This is a genomic window from Terriglobia bacterium, assembly GCA_036496425.1.
GTDB lineage: Bacteria > Acidobacteriota > Terriglobia > 20CM-2-55-15 > 20CM-2-55-15 > 20CM-2-55-15.
This window is the reverse complement of the sequence record DASXLG010000020.1, coordinates 55,633-74,970: the sequence shown is the minus strand read 5'-3', so window position 1 is coordinate 74,970 and position 19,338 is coordinate 55,633. Positions and strand designations below refer to the sequence as shown.

The window sequence follows — 19,338 nt, the reverse complement described above, 5'->3', positions numbered from 1 at the left end:
CTGCGGTCCATTCGATGGTCTTAAATGACAAATCTCGCTCAACCTCCAAACCAGCTATTCTAGCACCATGAAAGGGTTCGTCATTTCCGCCCCATCATCGGGTTCGGGTAAAACGACTGTCACACTGGGCCTTCTGGCCGCGCTGCGGAAGCTGGGCATTCCTGTGCAGCCGTTCAAAGTGGGCCCGGACTTCATCGATACGGGCTTGCATGAGATCGCGGCGGGCGTTCCTTCGCACAATCTCGACGGCTGGATGCTGAAGCGGAAAACGAATGAATGGCTGTTTGAGCGGGCGGCTGCGGGCAAGGAAGTCGCGATCATCGAAGGTGTGATGGGACTGTATGACGGTTCCGACGGAGGGTCCGAGCAGGGCAGTACCGCAGAGATGGCGAAATGGCTGGGCCTGCCTGTCGTCCTGGTAGTTGATGCTCACGCGATGGCGAGGAGTGCGGCGGCTTTAGTCCGGGGCTTCCGGCAGTTTGATCCCGAGGTGCAGATTGCAGGAGTGATCTTCAATCGGCTTGCGGGCGAGCGGCATTACCGGATGCTGAAGGATGCCGTTCGGGATGCGCCGATCCTGGGATGGCTGCCGGTTAATCCTTCGATCGAAATCCCGGAGAGGCATCTGGGGTTGTTGACGGCGCCGGAGGTGACGGCAGCAAAGATTCGGGAGATTGGGAAATTTGTAGCCGCGCATGTCGACGTCCGGGCACTCTTCGATCATGGCCTTGAACAAAAATCCCTCGCGGCTGACCCCCTGCCGACCGCTTCGCGGCCGTCTGTCCCCTTGTATCAAGGGGACAATGGCTTTACTGTCCCCCTGATACAGGGGGACAGACGTGCCGAAGGCACGGCAGGGGGTCGCTCACACGCCATGTTGAAGTGCAGGGTGGCGATTGCGCAGGACAAGGCTTTCTCGTTCTACTACCATGCCAATCGAATGGCGCTGGAAGAAGCAGGTGCGAAGATCATCGAATTCTCTCCGCTTGCAGATAAGGAAGTTCCCGACGCGGATTTCCTCTACATTGGGGGCGGATATCCGGAGCTCTATCGCCAGGAACTCGAGGCGAACATTTCGATGCGAACATCGATCAGGAAGTTCATCGAATCCGGAAAGAGGTTCTATGCGGAATGCGGCGGTCTGATGTATCTCTCTCGCTCCATCGGCGGCTCCGAAATGGTGGGTATTGTTCCTGCGGAGATCGAAATGACGGAGCGCCTTGTGGACTTCGGTTATTGCGAGGTGACTACATCGCGGGCGTCCATCGTTGGACCCGCAGGCACCAACGCCCGCGGACACCAGTTCCATTACTCGCGCTGTGTTTCAGGATCGGGCGAAGCCTACCAGGTACGCCAGGGCCAGCGGAACTATGCCGAAGGCTTCGCTTTCCCGAACGGTTTGGCCTCATACATTCATTTACATTTCCTCTCCAACCCTGCCCTCGCGCGAAATATGTTAAATTCGTAAATTCGCTATGAGTGCAAACTACGAAGCTGTGATCGGCCTGGAATGTCATGCGCAGCTTCTGACGAAATCGAAGCTCTTCTGCTCCTGCTCGACCAGATTCGGCGAAGCTCCGAATATGAACACATGCCCGGTGTGTCTTGGCCTCCCGGGAGCGCTGCCGGTGCTGAATCGTGTCGCCGTGGCGATGGCGGTCAAAGCGGGTGTGGGCCTGAATTGCCGGGTGAATCCGGAGTCCCAGTGGGCCCGCAAGAACTACTTTTATCCGGATCTTCCGAAGGGTTACCAGATTTCACAATATGACCGTCCGCTCTGCCAGCACGGTTTCATCGAGATAACCGTCAATGGCACGAAGAAGAAGATCGGCATTCAACGGATCCACATGGAAGAGGATGCCGGCAAATCGCTTCATGAGGGCCTGCCCGATTCGAGCCGCACGACCTACCTCGATTTCAATCGAAGCGGCGTCCCCCTGATGGAAATCGTGACGGATCCCGATCTCCGCTCTTCGGCCGAAGCGCACGATTACCTGACCCGCCTCAAGGAGATCCTCGAATATCTAGAGGTCAACGACGGCAACATGGAAGAGGGCAGCCTCCGCTGCGACGCTAATGTCTCCGTCCGAAAAGCAGGTGAAACGAAGTTCGGCACACGGACCGAATTGAAAAATATCAATTCATTCCGCTTCGTTCAGAAGGCGATCGATTTCGAAGTGAATCGCCAGATCGAAGTGATCGAGAGCGGCGGCCGCGTGGTGCAGGAAACACGGCTGTGGAACAGCGAGGAGGAACGGACCGTCTCGATGCGCAGCAAGGAAGAAGCGCACGACTATCGATATTTTCCCGACCCGGATCTGCCTCTTCTGGTGTTCGATCCCGAGTGGATCAAGCAGATCGCGCGATCGATGCCGGAACTGCCCGAATCCCGCCGCAAACGCTTCGTTGCGGAATATGCTTTGTCCGAATACGATGCCGGCGTCCTGACCGCCACGCGTGCTCTTGCAGAGTTCTTCGAGGAAACCGCCAAACTCAGCGGCCAGCCGAAAAGCGCTGCGAACTGGATCATGGGCGATCTGCTGCGGTTTTACAAAGACAGCAACACGGATTTGAAAGATCTTTCCGGCTCAACCGTCAAACCGAACATGCTTGCCGAAATGATCTCGCTGGTCGAGAAGGGAACGATTTCCGGAAAAATCGCCAAGACCGTGATGGAAGAGATGTGCGCTACGGGCAAAGCCCCGCAGCCGATCATCGAAGAAAAAGGCCTGGTTCAAATTTCCAACGCCGATGAAATCGAAAGGATCGTATCGAAAGTGATCGGCGAAAATCCGAAACCTGTCGAGCAATATCGTCAGGGAAAAACCGGCAATTTCGGTTTCTTTGTTGGCCAGGTCATGAAGGCCACTGGAGGCCGCGCCAATCCTCAGACTGTGAATGAAATCCTCAAAAAGAGGCTTGCAGGCTGAGACAGACGGAGTTATAGTCCGCCCTTTATGGAAATCGCAGAAGGAAAGAAAAAACAGATCGCCTCTTTCTATAAAGAGGAATTTCTGCGCCATAAATGCCGGTTGGAATGCCAGCGTCCTTTCTTTCAAGAGAAAACTTACGAAGAGATCGAGTCTGTACTGAACCGCATCATCGACGAAATGGATAAGATCTGCGAAGTCGAAAACTTCGAGGAATTGGCAAGCCACTTGCTCCACCGGATCGACGTCGTTACCAACCTATCGTCCTCGAAAGTCAACCCGATTTATAGAATTCACTGAATTACATCTCTGTCCGCGCGGCCCACAGTACCGGAAAGAAGCGCTTGCTCAATGTCTGCGTCAGGTAATCCACGCCGACCGCGCCCATCGGGGAAGCCTTTCCGTACGTGTCGTAAACAATATCCTGGCCCGTACCCGGTTTCGCTCCGATCATCCGCTGTGCCATCCGGACGTGATGTTCACGCCACAGCGAGAACATCTCGTCGTACTCGATCATCGCTTCACAGAGAATCCTTAAGGCGTGGTCGCCGTCCCTGCGGTAAATCCGGACAATCGACTGCCGTTGCCCTTCTTCACTGCTGACATCATAACCCTGGCGCTGCAGCAGGCCTGTGAAGTGATCCCACAAGGTGGGCTCCGCCAGCCGCTTCTCCAGCCTGGCGATGGCGTTTGGATCATCCTTGAATATCCCGAGGTACTTGCGGTCTTTTAATCCGGAGGCAAATTCCATCTCGCGGAACTGCACCGACTGGAACCCGCTTGCGGGCCTGAGCCGGTCCCGGAACTGAATGAAATCGGAAGGCAGCATCGTCTCCAGGACGCTCAGTTTCGGAATGAACAAACGGACGATGGATGTCAAGCGGCGGATGAGCCGTTCGCTTTCGATGACATCACCGGCATCGAGAAGTTCGAAGACCTTATTGAGTTCGTGTAAAAGGAGGCGGAACCATAGTTCAAAGACCTGATGCACGATAATGAACAGCGTTTCATCATGCGATGGCGGCTCTGCCAGAGGTTGTTGCAACTGGAGGAGTTCGTCGAGTTTCAGGTAAGTTTTGTAGGTGATCTCCATAACTCCAGTGTAGCCAGAAATGAGCCGCAGATGACGTGGATGACGCAGATCTGGGTTATCCGCGTCATCTGCGGCTTATTTCGGTGCCGCTGGAGCCGGAGTCCTGGGAGCAGGGGCCGTCGGCCGGGATGTGTTTGGCACCGGCGTAGACGATTTGGGCGCTTCCGTCTTTGCCGCCGGTTCCGTCGGGCCCGACGCATCGATGCGCTTGACCAGTTCCGCGGTAACGTCGTTTTTCGGATTCCAGTACACAACATTGGTCTGTGGATTCGAAATGTCCACAACGACGATATAGCCTTCCTGAGACGCCATCATGTTCAGCAACGCAGTTGCGCGTTCCGCGATGGGCCGCAACAGATCGTCGCGCAAGGTCTGAAGGTCCTTTTGTGCGTCTTCATTCAGGCGCTGAAGCTCGGTGGTCTTCTTATCGATGTCGCGCTGGAGTTCCGCCTTTGCCGAGTCGCTCAGGGTGCGCGCCCCGGTCTGAATTTTTTTGGTGGAATCGTCGATATCCTTCTGCCGCTTCTCCAGATCCGCCTGCTTCGCCTGCAACGCAACCGTGAATTTCGCGGACGCCTTTTTGCCGTCAACGGATTCGACGACAGCCCGCTCGAAATCCACAATTGCGATTTTGGGAGCCTGCGCGTGCACAATAGCCGGACCGGTCAGAATTGTGAAGATCGTGGTTGCCAGTAATGAAAGTTTCAAACGGGTCATAAAGCCTATTTTAGCCGCGAAAGCGCGGCTCACACAGTAAAACCTCCAGCCTTTTCAAAGTGATGCGCCACGCGGAGCAATAAGGACTCCTGAAAGTGGTTTGCCACCAGCTGCATTCCGACGGGCAAATTTTCCGAGTTCTTTCCGCAGGGTATCGATATTGCCGGGATTCCTGCGAGCGGCTGCGTGATTGTAAAGATGTCGGACAGATACATGGCCAGCGGATCGCCGGTCTTCTCACCGATTTTGAACGCCACGGTGGGCGAGGTCGGCGTGAGGATGATATCCACTTTCTGGAAAGCCTTCTGAAAATCCTTCAGCATGAGCGTCCGCACTTTCAGAGCTTTCAGGTAATACGCATCGTAATAGCCGGCGCTCAATGCATACGTGCCGAGCAGGATGCGCCGTTTGACTTCCTTGCCGAAGCCGTTGTGCCGGGTCCGCCGGTACATTTCCTGTAGCGTGGCGCCCTCGCCGCGCGGGCCATACCGCACGCCGTCGTAGCGTGCCAGGTTTGAGCTCGCCTCCGCGGTCGCAATGAGGTAGTACGTGGCCACTGCGTATTCCGTATGCGGCAGGCTGATCTCCTGCATCTCGCAGCCGAGGCTTTCATACAGGCGCATGCCGGCTTCGATTTTGGAGCGAACCTCTTTATCGAGCCCCGGAATGAAATATTCGTTCGGGATGCCGACTTTCGTGCCTTTGATCGGTTGATCGAGATTTTTGACGTAGGCGTCGACGGCGGTGTCGGCCGATGTAGAATCGAAATGATCGAATCCCGCGATCACCTCGAGCGTCTGCGCCGCTTCACGAACCGATTTCGACAGCGGCCCGATCTGATCGAGCGAGGAGCCGAACGCCACAAGGCCGTAGCGCGAGACACGGCCGTACGTCGGCTTCACTCCGACGACCCCGCAGAATGCCGCAGGAGTTCGGACCGATCCTCCGGTATCGGAACCGAGAGCGATCAGCGATGTGCCGGAGGCCACACTCGCGGCCGAGCCACCGCTGGATCCGCCGGGCACGCGCTCCAGATTGTTCGGATTGCGCGTTACTTGAAATCCGGAATTTTCCGTCGTCGATCCCATTGCGAATTCATCACAATTCACCTTGCCGACGATAATGGCGCCGGCGCTGCGAAGCCGTTCGACAGCAGTCGCGGTGTACGACGGAATGTATCCTTCAAGCACGCGCGAAGCGCACGTTGTGGGCATATCACGCACAACCATGTTGTCCTTGATTGCAACAGGGACGCCGGCGAGTGATTCGAGCGGCTCGCCCGAGGCGATTTTAGCGTCCTGGCGGCGTGCTTCGTCCATAGCGCGGTCAGGGCATAAGGCGAGAAATGCGCGCACATCACCGTCCACGCGATCGATTTCCTCATAGACGCTTTTGATCACTTCCGTCACGGTGAGATCGCGATTCCGATAAAGCGCGACCAGCTTGTCCGCCGTGATGTTCTTGAGGTTCATCAATTACCTGTTTCGCCTTGTCAGGCTCACATTCGCTCCGCTCATCGTCCGCTCATCGCTCCGTGATCACCTTCGGGACTTTGAACAGCTTGACCGTCTTTCCCGCTTCGGCGGTTCCGGTCCGCGGTGCCACGCGGTCGTCCCGGACGGCGTGCCTGATGCTGGTGACAACCTGCGCAGTCGGCTCGATACCTTCGAGATTCAACCCGTTCAACTTCTCCACATATTCGACGATTGCGCTGAGCTGCTGGGCGAGTTCTTTCTTTTCGTCGTCGGCAACTTCAAGCATCGCGAGTTTAGCGACGTATTCAACGTCGGATTCGCTAATTTTCATGAGTGAATGCGATCTCCTGAATCCAGGGATTGGCCCATGGCTCGTTCATCCTGGCAAGTAATTGCGGCTTCATCCGGATGAGCTGCTTGCGCCAGACCAGGTCGGGAACATTGACCACAACGCGTGAACCCTGGACCGCCGTCACCGTGGTCGCCCCTGCAAGCTGCGTCCCGACCAGCGCCGGCCACAGTTTTTGCAGCAAATGAAGGTCGAGATCCGCGTCCCACTCCGGGGACTGCCGGAAACCCGCGATCAGATGGCGTAAAGCCGGGTCAAAAGACATCGTTACGTTTTAGCACAAAACGGCTCAAAAACTGTATCGCACGATCAGCAAGGCATGGGAGTTGCGGCGGTACTGACCCAGGAAATCCCCGATATCTCCGCGGATCAGCGTCAGGTTCAATGTTGCGCGCCAGTGCTGGCCTGCCGCCTGTGAGTATTCGCCTTTAACCCAGACTCCGCCGCCGTTTTGCCGGACTGCGCTTTCAAGAGCGACGCTGCGATTCGTATCGATCGTGTAACCGGCTCGTCCCAGGAAGGTCCGGGTGAGGCCACGATCGGGCGCAAAATCCGCTGCCTGTGTGCCATGGCTGGTGACGACTTCTCCGGCATATCCGCCAACGAAAAACCATTCGCCGGTTTGACGCTCCAGTTGGACGACGTACAGGCCATACTGGTCGGTCCGGGAATCGCTCGAGCTGAAGTACGCTGCCTCTGTCTTCACAGTGAAGAACGGCATTGGTATTGCAACGTCGCCGCCGCCCATCAACATCCTGGGATAGATGCGAAGGACATCCACCGATATTCCTTGCGAAGTGAATCGAGGCTGGACCTCAAACGACGGCAGGTTATTGAAGCCCTGGTACAACGACAGTTCATATTCGACGGCACCTGTGTGGTTCCATCGAATCCCGGACTGCGACCCGCCTGGAAAGTCGGCGGTCATGTTGCCCAGCTTCACTGCCGGCGGCAACGTTGGCACCGCCTCCCAGCGTTGATTCAGGAGCGGTATCCGGCTGGGCGTCAATCTTGGCGACCACACCGCTTCGATTGTGTTCGAACCCTTTTCGAAATTCACACGGGCCGCCGTCACCGCGAGGTAGTCTGTGTCGACGACATTCAGGAAATCCTGAGGCGCAAAACGATCCGTCGGCGTCAGGATGTCCGCTTTGCCCCACCGGATGAACTGTTTTCCGGCTTCGACAGTCAGAGGTCCGCGATGGTATGTAGCGCTCAGGCGGCGCACTTCGCCTTGCGGCCGCTGCGTTTCACGGTCCCACCACGAAAGGCTGAAATCGCGTTCAACCTGGCGATGAGAGTCGACCCTGAAGTCGAGGGCGCCTGCAAACTGAAGCGACTGCGAGGGCGTGTAGAAGCTTTCGTATCGGAGAAGCGATTCGCCAACGGCATGCGCCGAATCGTCCGGTGCCTTCTCGGGATAGATCCAGCCGCGGTTTTCCAGGAACCCACGCTGCGTATACGTCTGGGCCGAACCCATCGCAGCGGCGAAAAATATTGCGAAAAGAAAAATCTGCAGGCGCGGTCTGAAACCATAGTTGTCACAAATGACTTTCAACATTGAGCTCCGGGAGCTGCGGTGAGGTGGACATTCCCCGCCTTTTCAAGGCGGGGTGCCCGAGCGATCAAACGTTAGAACGCTCGGGCGGGGCGGTTACCCACGAACCGCGAAGCGCACCTTATTCTGTTTGAAATTACTAACCGCCCCGTCTGCGCCGCTAAGGAACGGGGTCATTTTACTAGTGGCGCAGCCACCCCGCCTTGGAAAGGCGGGGAATGTTCTGCGCCAAACATCTAATCGTTCCTCATTCCCTTCGCAGCGCCTGAAGCGTGAAGTCTTCGTCTTTCACCGGAACGTTGTACTGAAGCTTCTCGATCGTCAGGATGGTATGGCTGTTGCGTTTCAAATCGTGCATGTCGATCTGGTGGGCCGTCCAGATGCCCTGGTCATTGCGAATGTCGGTGTAATGCGCGCGGCGGACGAGTTGCTCCTTGCTGTAATTCTCAATCCGGGCGAAAGCATAGTTGTCCTTTCTGATCCACAGGAAGGAATGAGTGTACTGCGACGCCTTCGTCTGTTTTGGCGTCGATTGCAATTTCCAGCAGGCCGCTCCGTCGACCGTCTCGTCGCCGAGCATTTTGTAATCGAATTGATTGGTGTCGCGTTCCTCGAGGTCCTCGAAGCTGAAGTCCGTTCCGAAAAACCGCGTCGACCGGTCCTGATACGCAATGCGGCGTTCCCGGTTGATCGCCGGCGTCCACATCCATTGATCCGATGCCCGCTCCGGATGATTGACGATGAGAAGCGCCACGCCCTTTACTTCCGCGGGAGCCGTGAAGCGCAGGACGGCTTTGCTGTCGCCGTGTGATCCCGTGCGGTCGTAGATCCACCGCTTTTCGGTGATCTTACTCTTCGCGTCGATAACCTTCAGGGTTCCTTCATACCGCTGTGATTGCGATGTGGTGCGACGCTGTGCGTCCTCGACAATCTTCCGCGGCTCCTGCTGCAGGATCAGGAGGAGGAAAATCAGAGCTTTACTCATATTCCAGAGCCTCCACCAATGTGCCGCGGACCGCGGATTCCGCCGGGCCGATCGCGGCCACGAAGGCGGCAATCAGAATAGTGGGGATCATCGCCAGCATGAATGCCACGGGGAAAATGTAGTCCAGATCGATGCCGCCCAGGTCGCGTTTCAACATGCCGAGCACGTAAAAAAGGTTAATGGCGCCGAGTCCGGTTCCCAAGATCAGCCCGATCACGCCGATGCTCAGCGCTTCGATCCAGACCGTATGCCGAATCTGGTTCCGGAGGCCGCCTACCGCCTGCATGACGCCCAATTCCCGCCGCCTGTCGGTGATCGAAACAGTCAGCGTATTCACAATGCCGAGCACGGCGACCAGAATCGCCACGGCGATCTGGTTGTATGTCATCGCAAACCAGTTATTGAGCAATTTGATGATCCAGACGCGTACGTCGTCATTGGTGAGCACAAGAAGGTGCTGATGGCCGTGGAGTGCGTCTGTGACACGTTGCCGGAGTGCCGCAAGATCCTGGCCCTTTTGTGCGTAGACGCGGGCGACATTTGCCGTGTCGTCGTTCCACCATTTTTTGTAGACTTCGCGATCGATGAAAACCGATCCCTGGAAGTCTGAATAGTCTCGAACAATTCCGGCAATCGGCAGTGTCAACAAGCCGGAAGGCGTCGGCAGCGACACCTTATCGTGTAAATGCAGCCCATGAATTGTTGCGAATGAATCCGACGCCATCAGGCCTTTTCCTGCCGCTGTCAGAGCGTTCATCTCTTCGAGATTTCCGGCAGTCGGAATGCGGCGCGCGGTTTTGCCGGCTTTGTCTGTCTCGATCGCGATAACCAAAACCGGAATCTTGTCATACATGACGCGTGAATTCCGGACGAGTTGAACCTGCGCGACACCAGGCACCGCTTCAATCACGGAAGCGACACCGGACGGGAACGTCGAGTTCAGCTTGAGGTTCGTTCCGGAGGTCACAAAGAAATCCGGGTTTAACGCCGTGTCGATCCATTCGTTTATCGAACTATAGAAAGAATGCGTGAAACCTCCGAATCCGATGACCATTGCAAGCGACAGCATCAACGCCGATACGGTTGCCGACGTGCGCCGGGGCGCCTGTGCCAGGCTGTCCGCGGCCAGGGTGCCGACGGCCGGCAAAAGAGCTTTCAGTATCGGCCGGATCATCTTTGCCAGCAGCAACGTCAGCGCCGGTGCGAGCAGGAGGCACGCGATGATCATCGAGACAAAACCGGTGTAAAAGAACGGCTTGGAATCTGAAAGAAAAAGACATCCCACGGACAACAGGAACAGGACCAGCGCCATCCAACGGCGCCTCCGATTCTCTCCAGCGGAAAGGACCTGATATTTTCCTTTCTGCAGCGCCTGGACCGGGTCGACGCGGGCAGCGCTTCGCGCAGGTATCCAGGCGGCAATGATGCTGGTGACGATCCCGATAATCATCCCTGCGGCGATCAGCTGCGGATCGATCACAAGCTGTCCGGCGGTCTGCGCATATCCGGACACTTGTTCGAGTGTCGAACTCATATATCCGGAGATTGCCCATGCGATGAAGAGTCCGAGTCCGGCGCCCACGGCGGACCCAAGAACTCCGGCAGCAAGACTTTCGAGAAAAAATAAGCGCTGGATCTGCCCTCTCGTCGCGCCCAGAGCCCGCAGTATCCCGATTTCCGAGCGGCGATGCGTCACTGCAATCGCGAACGAGTTGTAGATGATGAACATCCCCACCAGTACCGCGAACAGGCTCGAAATATACAGTGCCGTCGAGTAGCTCTGCAGCAGTGCCTCAAATTGACGCCCCCGCGCCGATGGCGGCTCGACGTCGAGGCCCGGTCCGAGCGCGGCTTTTAAGGCTTCCCTGCAGCGATCCACCGTTACCCCGTCCCTGGCCCTGACGTCGATCCGGTCGAAGCGATGACCACGCCCGAGTTCGTGTTGAGCGGCGTAGATGTCCATCACGGCCAGATTGCCGCCGAATGCCTGCGTCATGCCGGCCGAGCTCATGATGCCGCGCACGGTGAACTGTTTTTCACCGTCCAGAGTCACCAGCGGAAGCTTGCTGTTGACCTGAAGATTATTGCGGTCCGCAAACTCTCTGGTGATCATCACGGAGTCGGGCTGCGCGAGAAATACCAGCGGGTCGTCGATAATGGCTTCGTCGGCGTCTTTCAGCTGGTAATCGCGAAGACTGCGATCCGAAGTCATATCGGTGCCGAGGATTAAGATGTTGCCTTGATTCGGCAATTTCGTTTCGACGGTCGATTCAATGACCGGGACCGCAACGCCGACTTCCGGAACGGCTTGCACCCGTTCCAGCAGAGATTCGTCAAATCCGAAGTCACCTGCCGTGACCTGTAACTGAGTCGCCCCGGCGATCTGATCGATCGTCTTATCGAATGCGGCGAAAACAGACCGGTCCGCGGTATGCATCGCGATAAAAACGGCGACACCCAGGACGATGCCCGCGACAGTAAGGACCCATCGCAGCACGTGCCGCCGGAGGTATGGCCAGGTGAGGAGCCGCAGCAGCATCATAGTTGTGCGGCCCCTGGGGGCGCGAATTCGGTTTGGAACTCCCCGCCTAACTTAGGCGGGGAGTAGCTGCCAACCCAGCATTTCGCTCCCCTCATCGCCTTCTATCCTCCACAACCAGCCCATCCCGCAACGCCACCGTCCGCGGGCAGCGGCCTGCAACTTCCAGATCGTGGGTCACGATCAGAATTGTCGAACCGAGTTGTGCGTGCAGACCGTGGATAAGTTCGAGGATGTCCTTTCCTGTCTGCGTATCAAGATTCCCGGTCGGCTCATCTGCCAGCAGGATCGGCGGATAAACCGACAGCGCTCGTGCGATCGCGACCCGCTGGCGTTCACCGCCTGAAAGCTCATCCGGAAGATGTTCCAGGCGATGGCCGAGTTGAACGAGGTTGAGGAGTTCCCTCGCTCGATCGTCGATCTTTTTCCGCGGCCACTTGCGCAGGTGCAGCGGCAGCGAGACATTCTCCAAACAATTCAGCGTGGGAAGCAGGTTGAAGAACTGAAAAACGAATCCAATCTTGTCCCGGCGGACGCGCGTGAGATCATCGTCGTTCAGCGAGCCGAGACGTTCGCCATCGATTGAAATGTCGCCGCCGCTCGGCCGGTCCAAGCCTCCGATGAGGTTCAGCATCGTCGATTTTCCCGAGCCCGAGGGACCGACGATCGCGACGATCTCGCCTTCCCCGATCTCGAGACTGACGTTTTCGAGCGCAACCGCCTTGCGCTTCCCCTCGAAAACTCTCGATACACCCGTGAGTGCAATCATTCAGCCGATCCGTTCACCACGGCTAATGGTATAGCAGCAGATAGACAACGACTCCGGTCACAGAGACATACATCCAGATCGGAAACGTCCATTTCGCCACCCGGACATGCTTGGAAAAGCGGCCCTTGGCGGCGAGAAAAACCGTCCGCAGAACCATCGGCAGCGTCACGACGGCGAGAATTGTATGCGTCAGGAGAAGCGGGAAATAGACGTCCCGGATCCATCCCTGTTTCGTGAATCTCACCGATCCGACGTGGTAGTGATAAATCAAATACGAGGTCAGAAAAAGCGAAGACACCACCACAGCCGCAACCATGCACACTTTGTGCGCGCGAATATTCTTCTGCTTGATGAAGTAGAAACCCGTGCCGATCAGAACCGCGGCAGTGGCGTTCAGCGCGGCATTGACGGTGGCGAGATCGGAGATCTGAGTCACGACAGCTTCTTTGCGTCTGCCGCGAGCCGGCTCATTTCCTTGTCTTCGGTGCCGCTGTAATAGCCGCGAATCTGTCCCTGGTCATCCACCAGAACGAATCGCGTGCTGTGCGTGATGGGCTCCAGCGGTGTTCCGGCATCGTCTTCGAGGGCCAATTTGAATCCCTTGATACAGATGTCGTAGAGCGCCTGCTTGTCTCCTGTCAGAAACAGCCAGCGATCTCGTGTTGCACCATGTTCGGCAGCATACGCCGCAAGTACTTTCGTTGTATCCCGGTTCGGATCCACCGTGAAAGAGACCAGCCGGATGTTCGGCGGAAGCGTTGCCTGCAATTTGCGCATCTCCTCCGTCATCACCGGACAGGTGCCGCCGCAGTTGGTGAAGATAAAGTCCGCCACCCATGCCCTGCCTTTGAGTTCCTGCATGGTGACAGTCCTGTCGGTTTGATCCGTCAGAGAGAAATCAGGAACGGGGTAGAACGTTTGCAAATCGGGCGTGCGGCTGCAGGAAGCGATCAGAAGAAGGGAAAAGAATGCGGCAATAAATTTCATAACGCAATGCTGGCGAAAACCCGGGCCTATATCTTATCAAGCATCATAAGCAGTAATAATGCGGGCAAATAGACCACCGAAACCCGGAGCAATCGATGGGCATGTGTGTTCGAACGAAAGAGCGCGACAGCGAAGCCATAGCCCAGATAAATGAAGCCGAACAGAATTGCTCCGAGAAGGTATGCCATTCCCGTCAATCCGAAGAACGTCGGCAGTACGCTGATCGGAATCAACGCGCAGCAATAGAGGACGATCTGCCTGCCGGTGCGGACGCCGCTGCCGTGCATGGTGAAGCCGGCGCGCATGTAATCTTCCGTAAAGATCCAGGCGATCGCAAAAAAGTGCGGCATCTGCCAGAGAAAGAGAATTGCAAACAACGATAAAGCGATCGCATCCACTTCGCCCCGCGCCGCCGTCCATCCCATAACCGGCGGCGCAGCGCCCGGAAACGCCCCGATCAATGTGCATAACACTGTGCGTGTTTTCAGCGGAGTGTAAACGAGAACGTAACCGCCCAGGGTGGCCGCACCGATCAGGCCTGTCAGGAGATTCACAAACAACATCAGATAGAGGACGCCGGCGGCGGAAATGAGCGCCGAGAAAATGAGCGCTTCATTCGGGACAAGCCTGCCGTCCGGCAGAGGCCGGTTGCGTGTGCGCACCATCCGCGCGTCGAGGTCACGTTCGAAATATTGGTTGAGCGCGCTTGCTCCGCTGGCCACCAGCCCGGTTCCCAGAATTGTGTGAAACAGCAGCAGGAAATTCATGCCGTCCCGCGATCCCATGTAAAACCCCACCAGCGTGGTAATCAACACGAGAAACGTAATGCGGGGTTTGGTCAATTCTATCAGGTCGCCGGCGCGAACCCGCCGGCGCGCCAGTTCCAGCGGTGTTACTTCCATGCCGGCACCCGGTCGATGAGCATCTGATCCTTGCTGCGCGCTATTGCGTCTGCATGCGCTCCACTCATAGCATACGCCCGCAGCGTCAACAGAAATGATGTCCCCAGGATCAACGCTCCCGTGAGGACATGCGCGGTGGTCGGTACCACGGCTTTAGCCGTCCAGATCGTGATGGCGCCTAGCGTGAGTTGAACCGCGACCAGAACGAGCATCGTCAATGCCGGCCGGAACAGGAGCGAATGGTCCGAGTACAATCGCGCAATTCTGGTGAAGGTCCAGACCATCATGGCGGTCACGATAACCGCTCCCACGCGATGGGCAAAATGAATAATGATTTTTCCCGAACTGAATGGCGGGATCAGGTGCCCGAGCGCGAGCGGAAAATCCGGAATCGCCAGCCCGGCGTTCGTGTGACGCATCAGCGCGCCCATGATCAACTGAACGTATACGGCGGCGGTGGTCATGGCGCACAAAGTCCGCAGCGGGATGCTCTCCGCATGCGGCTTGACCTGTGGAAGTCCGCGTTTCCACTGCGGTGATGTCACGACCGCAATTGCAATCACCAGACAAAAGAATGTCTGCGCCAGGCAGGCATGGACCGTCGAAATCCACGCCGGTAAGAGAAAGATGACCGTGAGGCCGCCGAACACGCCTTGCAGAACGACGGCGCCCAGAGCGGCAGCGCTCAGCCACCGGACCCACGCGCGCTTTTCTTTGAGCCACGTCCAGACGGTCAGAATAACTGTGAAGAAACCTACGGTCGAAGCAACCAGCCTGTGACTGTGTTCATAGAATATTCCGCCGACCCATTTGGAGAACGGGAAGGTAAACATGTTCCAGCCGTAGCTCGTCGGCCAGTCCGGAACACTCAGGCCTGATTGCGTGCTGGTGACAAGCCCTCCGACAAAGATGAGGAATGCCGTGCAGCAGGCCGTGAATAGAGCGAAGCGGTGGAGGGAAACGTTTTCGTCTTGCATGACTTCGAAAGGAAGGAACCACAAGAAGCAGAAGGCGCAAGGTGTTTGCGCTTTCTGTGCCTCTTGTGGTTCCTTCTTAAGAGTCCTTAGTCCGCCGCTTTATCGTCGGGGCTGTAGGAGAAATTAACTTCTTTCTTGTCGTTGTCGGCGACCGTCACCATCATGGTCTTCTTGCCGTACTTTTCGTGCCAGGCCGTGACTTCGTAGGTTCCCGGAGGAAGTTTCAGCTCGAAACTGCCGCCGGATTTGGAAACCGTGTTGAATGGATTATCGAACACGCCCACGAAAGCGCCCATCCACTTGTGAACGTCGCAACGGATCGGAATCGGAACCTCAGGCGTGGCGAACTTGGTCGCACTCACCATGTCTTTAACAGGCTGGCCGACGTTGAATTGCGGATTCTTTTCGGCCCAGACGTGAATGTTATGCAGCGTCATGTCCGCGTTCTTCACGTTCAAAGGCTGACCGGTCATCATCGTGAAGACGTGCGGAATGTAGTGGCAATTCTGCTGCACGATCTCGCTTGCCGCAGGCGTGGCATAGCTTGCTCCGGCCGGCGCGCCCATGCTGATGTAAACGATGACGTTCTCCAGGCCTCCATCGCTGACTTTCACCGTTTCGGCGGTCGGATAATCGGCGGCGTGCATCTGGCAATAGGGATCGGACGACATCTGAATTTTGTCGTTCGGAGGAGGCGTACCCATGAAGGCGATCTTTCCGCTCACTGTGGCCGTAGCCTTGGACATATCGAATGAGGCGCCGCCACCGGAATTGCCCCCACCTGTTGCAGCCGGCGGAATGTCACCATTATTCCCACCACCGCCGCAGCCCGCAACCAGCGCGGCGACGAGGAACGCCGCGTAAAGGAAGAGAGTTCGTTTCTGCATTTTAGGATTCTCCAATTTTAGGTTGGTAATCAGTATTAAGACCCAACCCCGAAATATATCGCATCTTGTTGGATTTTATTAGCTACAAAAGGCACAAAGGGGGGCGCAGGGGAAATCAGGGGTCGGCGACCCCTGATTTCCCCTGCGCCCCCCTTTGTGCCTTTTGTGCCTAATTATTACTTTGCGACGCTTCCGCTGCTGAAGTTGGCCTTGGCGCCACCAACCGTAACGAACAGGTGGTCGCGAATGGCCTGTATCTGCGCCTTCACATCTCCACCGAGAATGTCCGGGAATGGACTGACCGGTATCCCCTTGTCGTTCGGTGTGAAGAACGCCGGCATTCTGGTTCCGGGGAATATCTTCTGCGGGTCGGCCACCCATTGAAGCACCCAATCCGGCCGGAGCCGCTGGTGCGCGAGCTGCAGATTAGGAGCCAGGTCCGCCGCAGTCTTCCCCGGCGGGATCACGTTGCTCGTCGGATGACAGCTTTGGCACGAGAGCTTCTGGAACAGTTCGGCGCCAATTTTCAACCGGTCCGGAGTCGTTTCGATCTCCGTATTGACATACGGATATTCGACCTTATCCAGCGCGGAGAAATACTTCTCGATCGTCGCCGCCTGTTCATCTGTGAAGTGGAACGTCGGCATGCGGGCCTCGAGCCATGGCCGCAATTTGACCGAGCCCGGATCCTTCAAGAACGGATGCAGCCACGACGGCTGCGTCTTGAATCCTTCGGTGTTCAAGTTCGGCGGCCACTGCGCCTGCTCTTTTTTCGTCGGCCGGATATCGCCGCCTACGCCTTCGATCAGGTGGCAGCCTCTGCAGTTTTTTTCCGAGATGAGCTGCCGTCCATCTATGATCGCCTGCGCGGTGCGATCCTTCATTTCCAGCGGGACGGGATCTTTCACCAGGCTGACGAGCACCCCGGTGATCGACTCTGCGTCTTTATCACTGAAGTGGAAGTTCGGCATCTTCAGCAATTCTTCCGGCCGTTTGACTCTCACTCTATCGCAGTCGAACTTATCGCCGTCCTTTTTCACGACATCGCAGTCATAGATACGCGGATCTTTGAGTTTTTCCTCATACCAGGCGTTGCGGGACTCATCGATCGGAACGAACCCGAAGTCGAGTCTCTCGGTGATCTTGCTGCCGGCTTCGGTCAGCTCGGTGCCGATGGGCTGCGCGTTTTCGAATTTGGGAATGTTATGGCATCCGAAACATCCATACCGGCTGATGAGGCCTTGCCCGGCATAGAGGTTCTTCTGATCCAGAGTCATGTCCTTCAACTTCGCGCGCGCTTCGATATCGGTCGAATTGGTCCGCAACAACTCGAGTGCGACGTCGTCGAGAGCCGCCGGGTCGACTTGAGGAAGAGGTTTCTGTTCCCAATCCGGGGTCTTCAGCGAGGTCAGGTAAGCGGCGACATCGGCCGCTTCCTCATCGCTCAGCCGCAGGCTGGGCATCTTGGTTTCCGGCCAGACCTGCGCCGGATCTTTTACCCAGTTGTAAAGCCACGACTGGCTGACCTTGCTGCCTTCGTTTTCCAGGTTGTAGCCGTGGCGCCGCCGGATCTGGCTCTGATTGGCCACTTCCTGGATTGCGCCGATCGCGTGGCAGCCGAAGCATCCGACCGTTTCAACGATCTGCTTTCCAGCCGCCGCGTTCCCGTTTGTCTTGCCCGCAGGCAGCTCCTTGGGCTTGGAATTTGCGAAGAGATACTCCGTAATCGCGTTCATCTCCGCTGCATTCCGTTTGTCCCAATCGACTCCATTCGTTTTGCCGCTGTTGTTGTCGTTTCCCCAGAACTGCGGCATCCGGGCCTGCGATTTGAATTCCTTTGGATTTGCGAGCCATTTGCGAACCCAGTCCTTCGTCAGTTTGCCGGAGACGGTCGAGAGATCCGGCCCGATTTTGCGAACACCCTCGTAGCCGGGGAGCTTATGGCATCCGAAGCATCCGTAGATCCGGATCAGGTCACGGCCGGAGTTGAGGGCCGCGGCTTTCGGGACTTCCGTGCTGGCGCTGTGGCATTTGTAACAGCCGGCTTCGATGTTGTTCATCGGCAGCATCGGCGTTTCGATATCGGGGTCGACACGCCAGTTGTATTTCTTTTCCCACGCTACTCGCTGTTCCTCGCTGCGCGGCATGTGCGCCGCGTTCTGGAAGCTGGTAGCACGATCGAGTCCGGCGTGGCAGCTGGTGCAGCCGAAGTTTTCCATCGGATGGGGCGAACCCGAGCTGATGTACATGTCGAGATTCGGATGCGTCTTGAACGGCTGCGGCGCGTCCGCAAAGGCTTTGTTGTCGATGCCCAGATGGCACGTGGTGCAACGGTCGACGCGCGGGATCGCCTTGAAAGGCTGATCGTTATAAAGATTGCTCAGAATGATCTGTTGGATCCGCTCCGAAGGATTCATGAAATCGAACACCGGCGCATTGCGGAACGACACGATGACAGCTCCGGGATTCAGCGTATTCAGCCGCCCGTTCAACCGCGTGTAATCCGCCGTCATCTGTTCCCGGGCCTTCTGCAGGTCAGCCCGCTTGCCTATGTACTTGTTCAGATCGTCAGTCGCGCCGCGCAAGTCGAGAGTGGTCTGGTCCAACGCGGCTTTGTAGTCATCCATCTTCTTCCGTTGCGTTGCCAGCTTGTCGCCGAGCTTTTGCGCATTGGATGCGTTATGGGCGACTCCATCTTCGTAGTCGTACTTGATGCTGTCGTACTCCGCTTTCGCGAAACGGTAATTCTCATCGATCCCATACTGTTTCGCGTTGAGGTCGTTGATCTGCTTTTGAAGTTTGTCGATCTGTGCCTCATTCTGCTGCTCGGAGGCCTGCGTCTGCTTCAACTGCTGATCGAGTTGCCCCAGCTTCGTCCGGTCCAGACCCTGCAGGAACTGCTGCTCGTCTTTCTGCGTACGCTGGACCTGCAGATGAACAAACTCTCGCTGGTATTTCTTCCATTCGCGCGAATAGTCCACGAGCACCATGAAGATGGTGATGACGAAAAGCAGAATGCTCGAGATCGCAAACCACTTATGAAGGGAATCCCCTCCATACAGACGGTCGCCGCGCTTTTCGATGTTCAAAGCCGGAATTTTTTTCGCGGGCGTAGGTATGGGCGGCTTTTTGTGTCCGCCCTCGTTGGGAGTTTCGCTGCTCACTTATGT

At 56.8% G+C, this 19,338-nt stretch carries 18 protein-coding genes; 3 read left to right on the top strand and 15 right to left on the bottom strand.

Going from position 1 to position 19,338, the window contains the following annotated elements:
- Positions 1-67: 67 nt before the first annotated feature.
- From VGK48_01435 to VGK48_01425, 3 genes are read left to right on the top strand one after another with little or no spacing between them, the layout of a single operon-like run.
- Positions 68-1,468 carry a cobyrinate a,c-diamide synthase gene (locus tag VGK48_01435; protein HEY2379819.1) on the top strand — a complete coding sequence of 467 codons (1,401 nt, stop codon included), beginning with the start codon at positions 68-70 and terminating at the stop codon, positions 1,466-1,468.
- Positions 1,469-1,475: 7 nt separating this feature from the next.
- Entirely contained in the window at positions 1,476-2,930 is a 1,455-nt protein-coding gene (gatB, locus tag VGK48_01430; GenBank protein HEY2379818.1) for an Asp-tRNA(Asn)/Glu-tRNA(Gln) amidotransferase subunit GatB, read from the top strand.
- 27 nt (positions 2,931-2,957) lie between these two features.
- Complete coding sequence (locus VGK48_01425) at positions 2,958-3,230, top strand: hypothetical protein (protein HEY2379817.1); 273 nt, start codon at positions 2,958-2,960, stop codon at positions 3,228-3,230.
- 1 nt (position 3,231) lies between these two features.
- Here VGK48_01425 and VGK48_01420 read toward each other — a convergent pair whose 3' ends face one another.
- From VGK48_01420 to VGK48_01350, 15 genes are all read right to left on the bottom strand, one after another.
- Positions 3,232-4,023 carry a tryptophan 2,3-dioxygenase family protein gene (locus tag VGK48_01420; protein HEY2379816.1) on the bottom strand — a complete coding sequence of 264 codons (792 nt, stop codon included), beginning with the start codon at positions 4,021-4,023 and terminating at the stop codon, positions 3,232-3,234.
- A gap of 75 nt (positions 4,024-4,098) precedes the next feature.
- Entirely contained in the window at positions 4,099-4,740 is a 642-nt protein-coding gene (locus VGK48_01415; GenBank protein HEY2379815.1) for an OmpH family outer membrane protein, read from the bottom strand.
- Between the two features lie 29 nt (positions 4,741-4,769).
- Positions 4,770-6,212, bottom strand: coding sequence for an Asp-tRNA(Asn)/Glu-tRNA(Gln) amidotransferase subunit GatA (gene gatA / locus VGK48_01410; GenBank protein ID HEY2379814.1), 1,443 nt, complete (start codon positions 6,210-6,212; stop codon positions 4,770-4,772).
- Between the two features lie 52 nt (positions 6,213-6,264).
- Positions 6,265-6,546, bottom strand: a complete 282-nt coding sequence (gene gatC, locus VGK48_01405; GenBank protein ID HEY2379813.1) for an Asp-tRNA(Asn)/Glu-tRNA(Gln) amidotransferase subunit GatC — start codon at positions 6,544-6,546, stop codon at positions 6,265-6,267.
- Positions 6,536-6,829, bottom strand: a complete 294-nt coding sequence (locus tag VGK48_01400) for a DUF721 domain-containing protein (GenBank protein ID HEY2379812.1) — start codon at positions 6,827-6,829, stop codon at positions 6,536-6,538. The genes gatC and VGK48_01400 overlap by 11 nt, the downstream gene beginning before the upstream one ends.
- A 24-nt stretch (positions 6,830-6,853) precedes the next feature.
- Positions 6,854-8,125, bottom strand: a complete 1,272-nt coding sequence (locus VGK48_01395; GenBank protein ID HEY2379811.1) for a hypothetical protein — start codon at positions 8,123-8,125, stop codon at positions 6,854-6,856.
- 244 nt (positions 8,126-8,369) lie between these two features.
- Positions 8,370-9,107 carry an outer membrane lipoprotein-sorting protein gene (locus tag VGK48_01390; GenBank protein HEY2379810.1) on the bottom strand — a complete coding sequence of 246 codons (738 nt, stop codon included), beginning with the start codon at positions 9,105-9,107 and terminating at the stop codon, positions 8,370-8,372.
- The gene (locus tag VGK48_01385; GenBank protein HEY2379809.1) at positions 9,100-11,649 is read right to left on the bottom strand and encodes an FtsX-like permease family protein; all 2,550 of its coding nucleotides are present in this window, start codon (positions 11,647-11,649) and stop codon (positions 9,100-9,102) included. Before VGK48_01385 ends, VGK48_01390 begins: the two co-directional genes overlap by 8 nt.
- Positions 11,650-11,740: 91 nt before the next feature.
- Positions 11,741-12,415 carry an ABC transporter ATP-binding protein gene (locus VGK48_01380; protein HEY2379808.1) on the bottom strand — a complete coding sequence of 225 codons (675 nt, stop codon included), beginning with the start codon at positions 12,413-12,415 and terminating at the stop codon, positions 11,741-11,743.
- 22 nt (positions 12,416-12,437) lie between these two features.
- Positions 12,438-12,851 carry a DUF420 domain-containing protein gene (locus VGK48_01375; GenBank protein ID HEY2379807.1) on the bottom strand — a complete coding sequence of 138 codons (414 nt, stop codon included), beginning with the start codon at positions 12,849-12,851 and terminating at the stop codon, positions 12,438-12,440.
- Positions 12,848-13,402, bottom strand: a complete 555-nt coding sequence (locus VGK48_01370; GenBank protein HEY2379806.1) for an SCO family protein — start codon at positions 13,400-13,402, stop codon at positions 12,848-12,850. The genes VGK48_01375 and VGK48_01370 overlap by 4 nt, the downstream gene beginning before the upstream one ends.
- A 26-nt stretch (positions 13,403-13,428) precedes the next feature.
- Complete coding sequence (gene cyoE, locus VGK48_01365; GenBank protein HEY2379805.1) at positions 13,429-14,304, bottom strand: heme o synthase; 876 nt, start codon at positions 14,302-14,304, stop codon at positions 13,429-13,431.
- Positions 14,295-15,281: a COX15/CtaA family protein gene (locus VGK48_01360; protein HEY2379804.1), complete on the bottom strand. Its 987-nt coding sequence runs from the start codon at positions 15,279-15,281 to the stop codon at positions 14,295-14,297. The genes cyoE and VGK48_01360 overlap by 10 nt, the downstream gene beginning before the upstream one ends.
- Before the next feature lie 86 nt (positions 15,282-15,367).
- Positions 15,368-16,168 (bottom strand): hypothetical protein, encoded by an 801-nt coding sequence (locus tag VGK48_01355; protein HEY2379803.1) that lies wholly within the window; start codon positions 16,166-16,168, stop codon positions 15,368-15,370.
- A gap of 176 nt (positions 16,169-16,344) precedes the next feature.
- Positions 16,345-19,332, bottom strand: coding sequence for a c-type cytochrome (locus VGK48_01350; GenBank protein HEY2379802.1), 2,988 nt, complete (start codon positions 19,330-19,332; stop codon positions 16,345-16,347).
- Between the last annotated feature and the right edge of the window lie 6 nt (positions 19,333-19,338).

Bases quoted from the DNA above. Each gene is read 5' to 3' on its own strand.
- VGK48_01435 (HEY2379819.1), top strand. From the start codon at position 68: ATGAAAGGGTTCGTCATTTCCGCCCCATCATCGGGTTCGGGTAAAACG.
- gatB (HEY2379818.1), top strand. From the start codon at position 1,476: ATGAGTGCAAACTACGAAGCTGTGATCGGCCTGGAATGTCATGCGCAG.
- VGK48_01425 (HEY2379817.1), top strand. From the start codon at position 2,958: ATGGAAATCGCAGAAGGAAAGAAAAAACAGATCGCCTCTTTCTATAAA.
- VGK48_01420 (HEY2379816.1), bottom strand. From the start codon at position 4,023: ATGGAGATCACCTACAAAACTTACCTGAAACTCGACGAACTCCTCCAG.
- VGK48_01415 (HEY2379815.1), bottom strand. From the start codon at position 4,740: ATGACCCGTTTGAAACTTTCATTACTGGCAACCACGATCTTCACAATT.
- gatA (HEY2379814.1), bottom strand. From the start codon at position 6,212: ATGAACCTCAAGAACATCACGGCGGACAAGCTGGTCGCGCTTTATCGG.
- gatC (HEY2379813.1), bottom strand. From the start codon at position 6,546: ATGAAAATTAGCGAATCCGACGTTGAATACGTCGCTAAACTCGCGATG.
- VGK48_01400 (HEY2379812.1), bottom strand. From the start codon at position 6,829: ATGTCTTTTGACCCGGCTTTACGCCATCTGATCGCGGGTTTCCGGCAG.
- VGK48_01395 (HEY2379811.1), bottom strand. From the start codon at position 8,125: ATGTTGAAAGTCATTTGTGACAACTATGGTTTCAGACCGCGCCTGCAG.
- VGK48_01390 (HEY2379810.1), bottom strand. From the start codon at position 9,107: ATGAGTAAAGCTCTGATTTTCCTCCTCCTGATCCTGCAGCAGGAGCCG.
- VGK48_01385 (HEY2379809.1), bottom strand. From the start codon at position 11,649: ATGATGCTGCTGCGGCTCCTCACCTGGCCATACCTCCGGCGGCACGTG.
- VGK48_01380 (HEY2379808.1), bottom strand. From the start codon at position 12,415: ATGATTGCACTCACGGGTGTATCGAGAGTTTTCGAGGGGAAGCGCAAG.
- VGK48_01370 (HEY2379806.1), bottom strand. From the start codon at position 13,402: ATGAAATTTATTGCCGCATTCTTTTCCCTTCTTCTGATCGCTTCCTGC.
- cyoE (HEY2379805.1), bottom strand. From the start codon at position 14,304: ATGGAAGTAACACCGCTGGAACTGGCGCGCCGGCGGGTTCGCGCCGGC.
- VGK48_01360 (HEY2379804.1), bottom strand. From the start codon at position 15,281: ATGCAAGACGAAAACGTTTCCCTCCACCGCTTCGCTCTATTCACGGCC.
- VGK48_01355 (HEY2379803.1), bottom strand. From the start codon at position 16,168: ATGCAGAAACGAACTCTCTTCCTTTACGCGGCGTTCCTCGTCGCCGCG.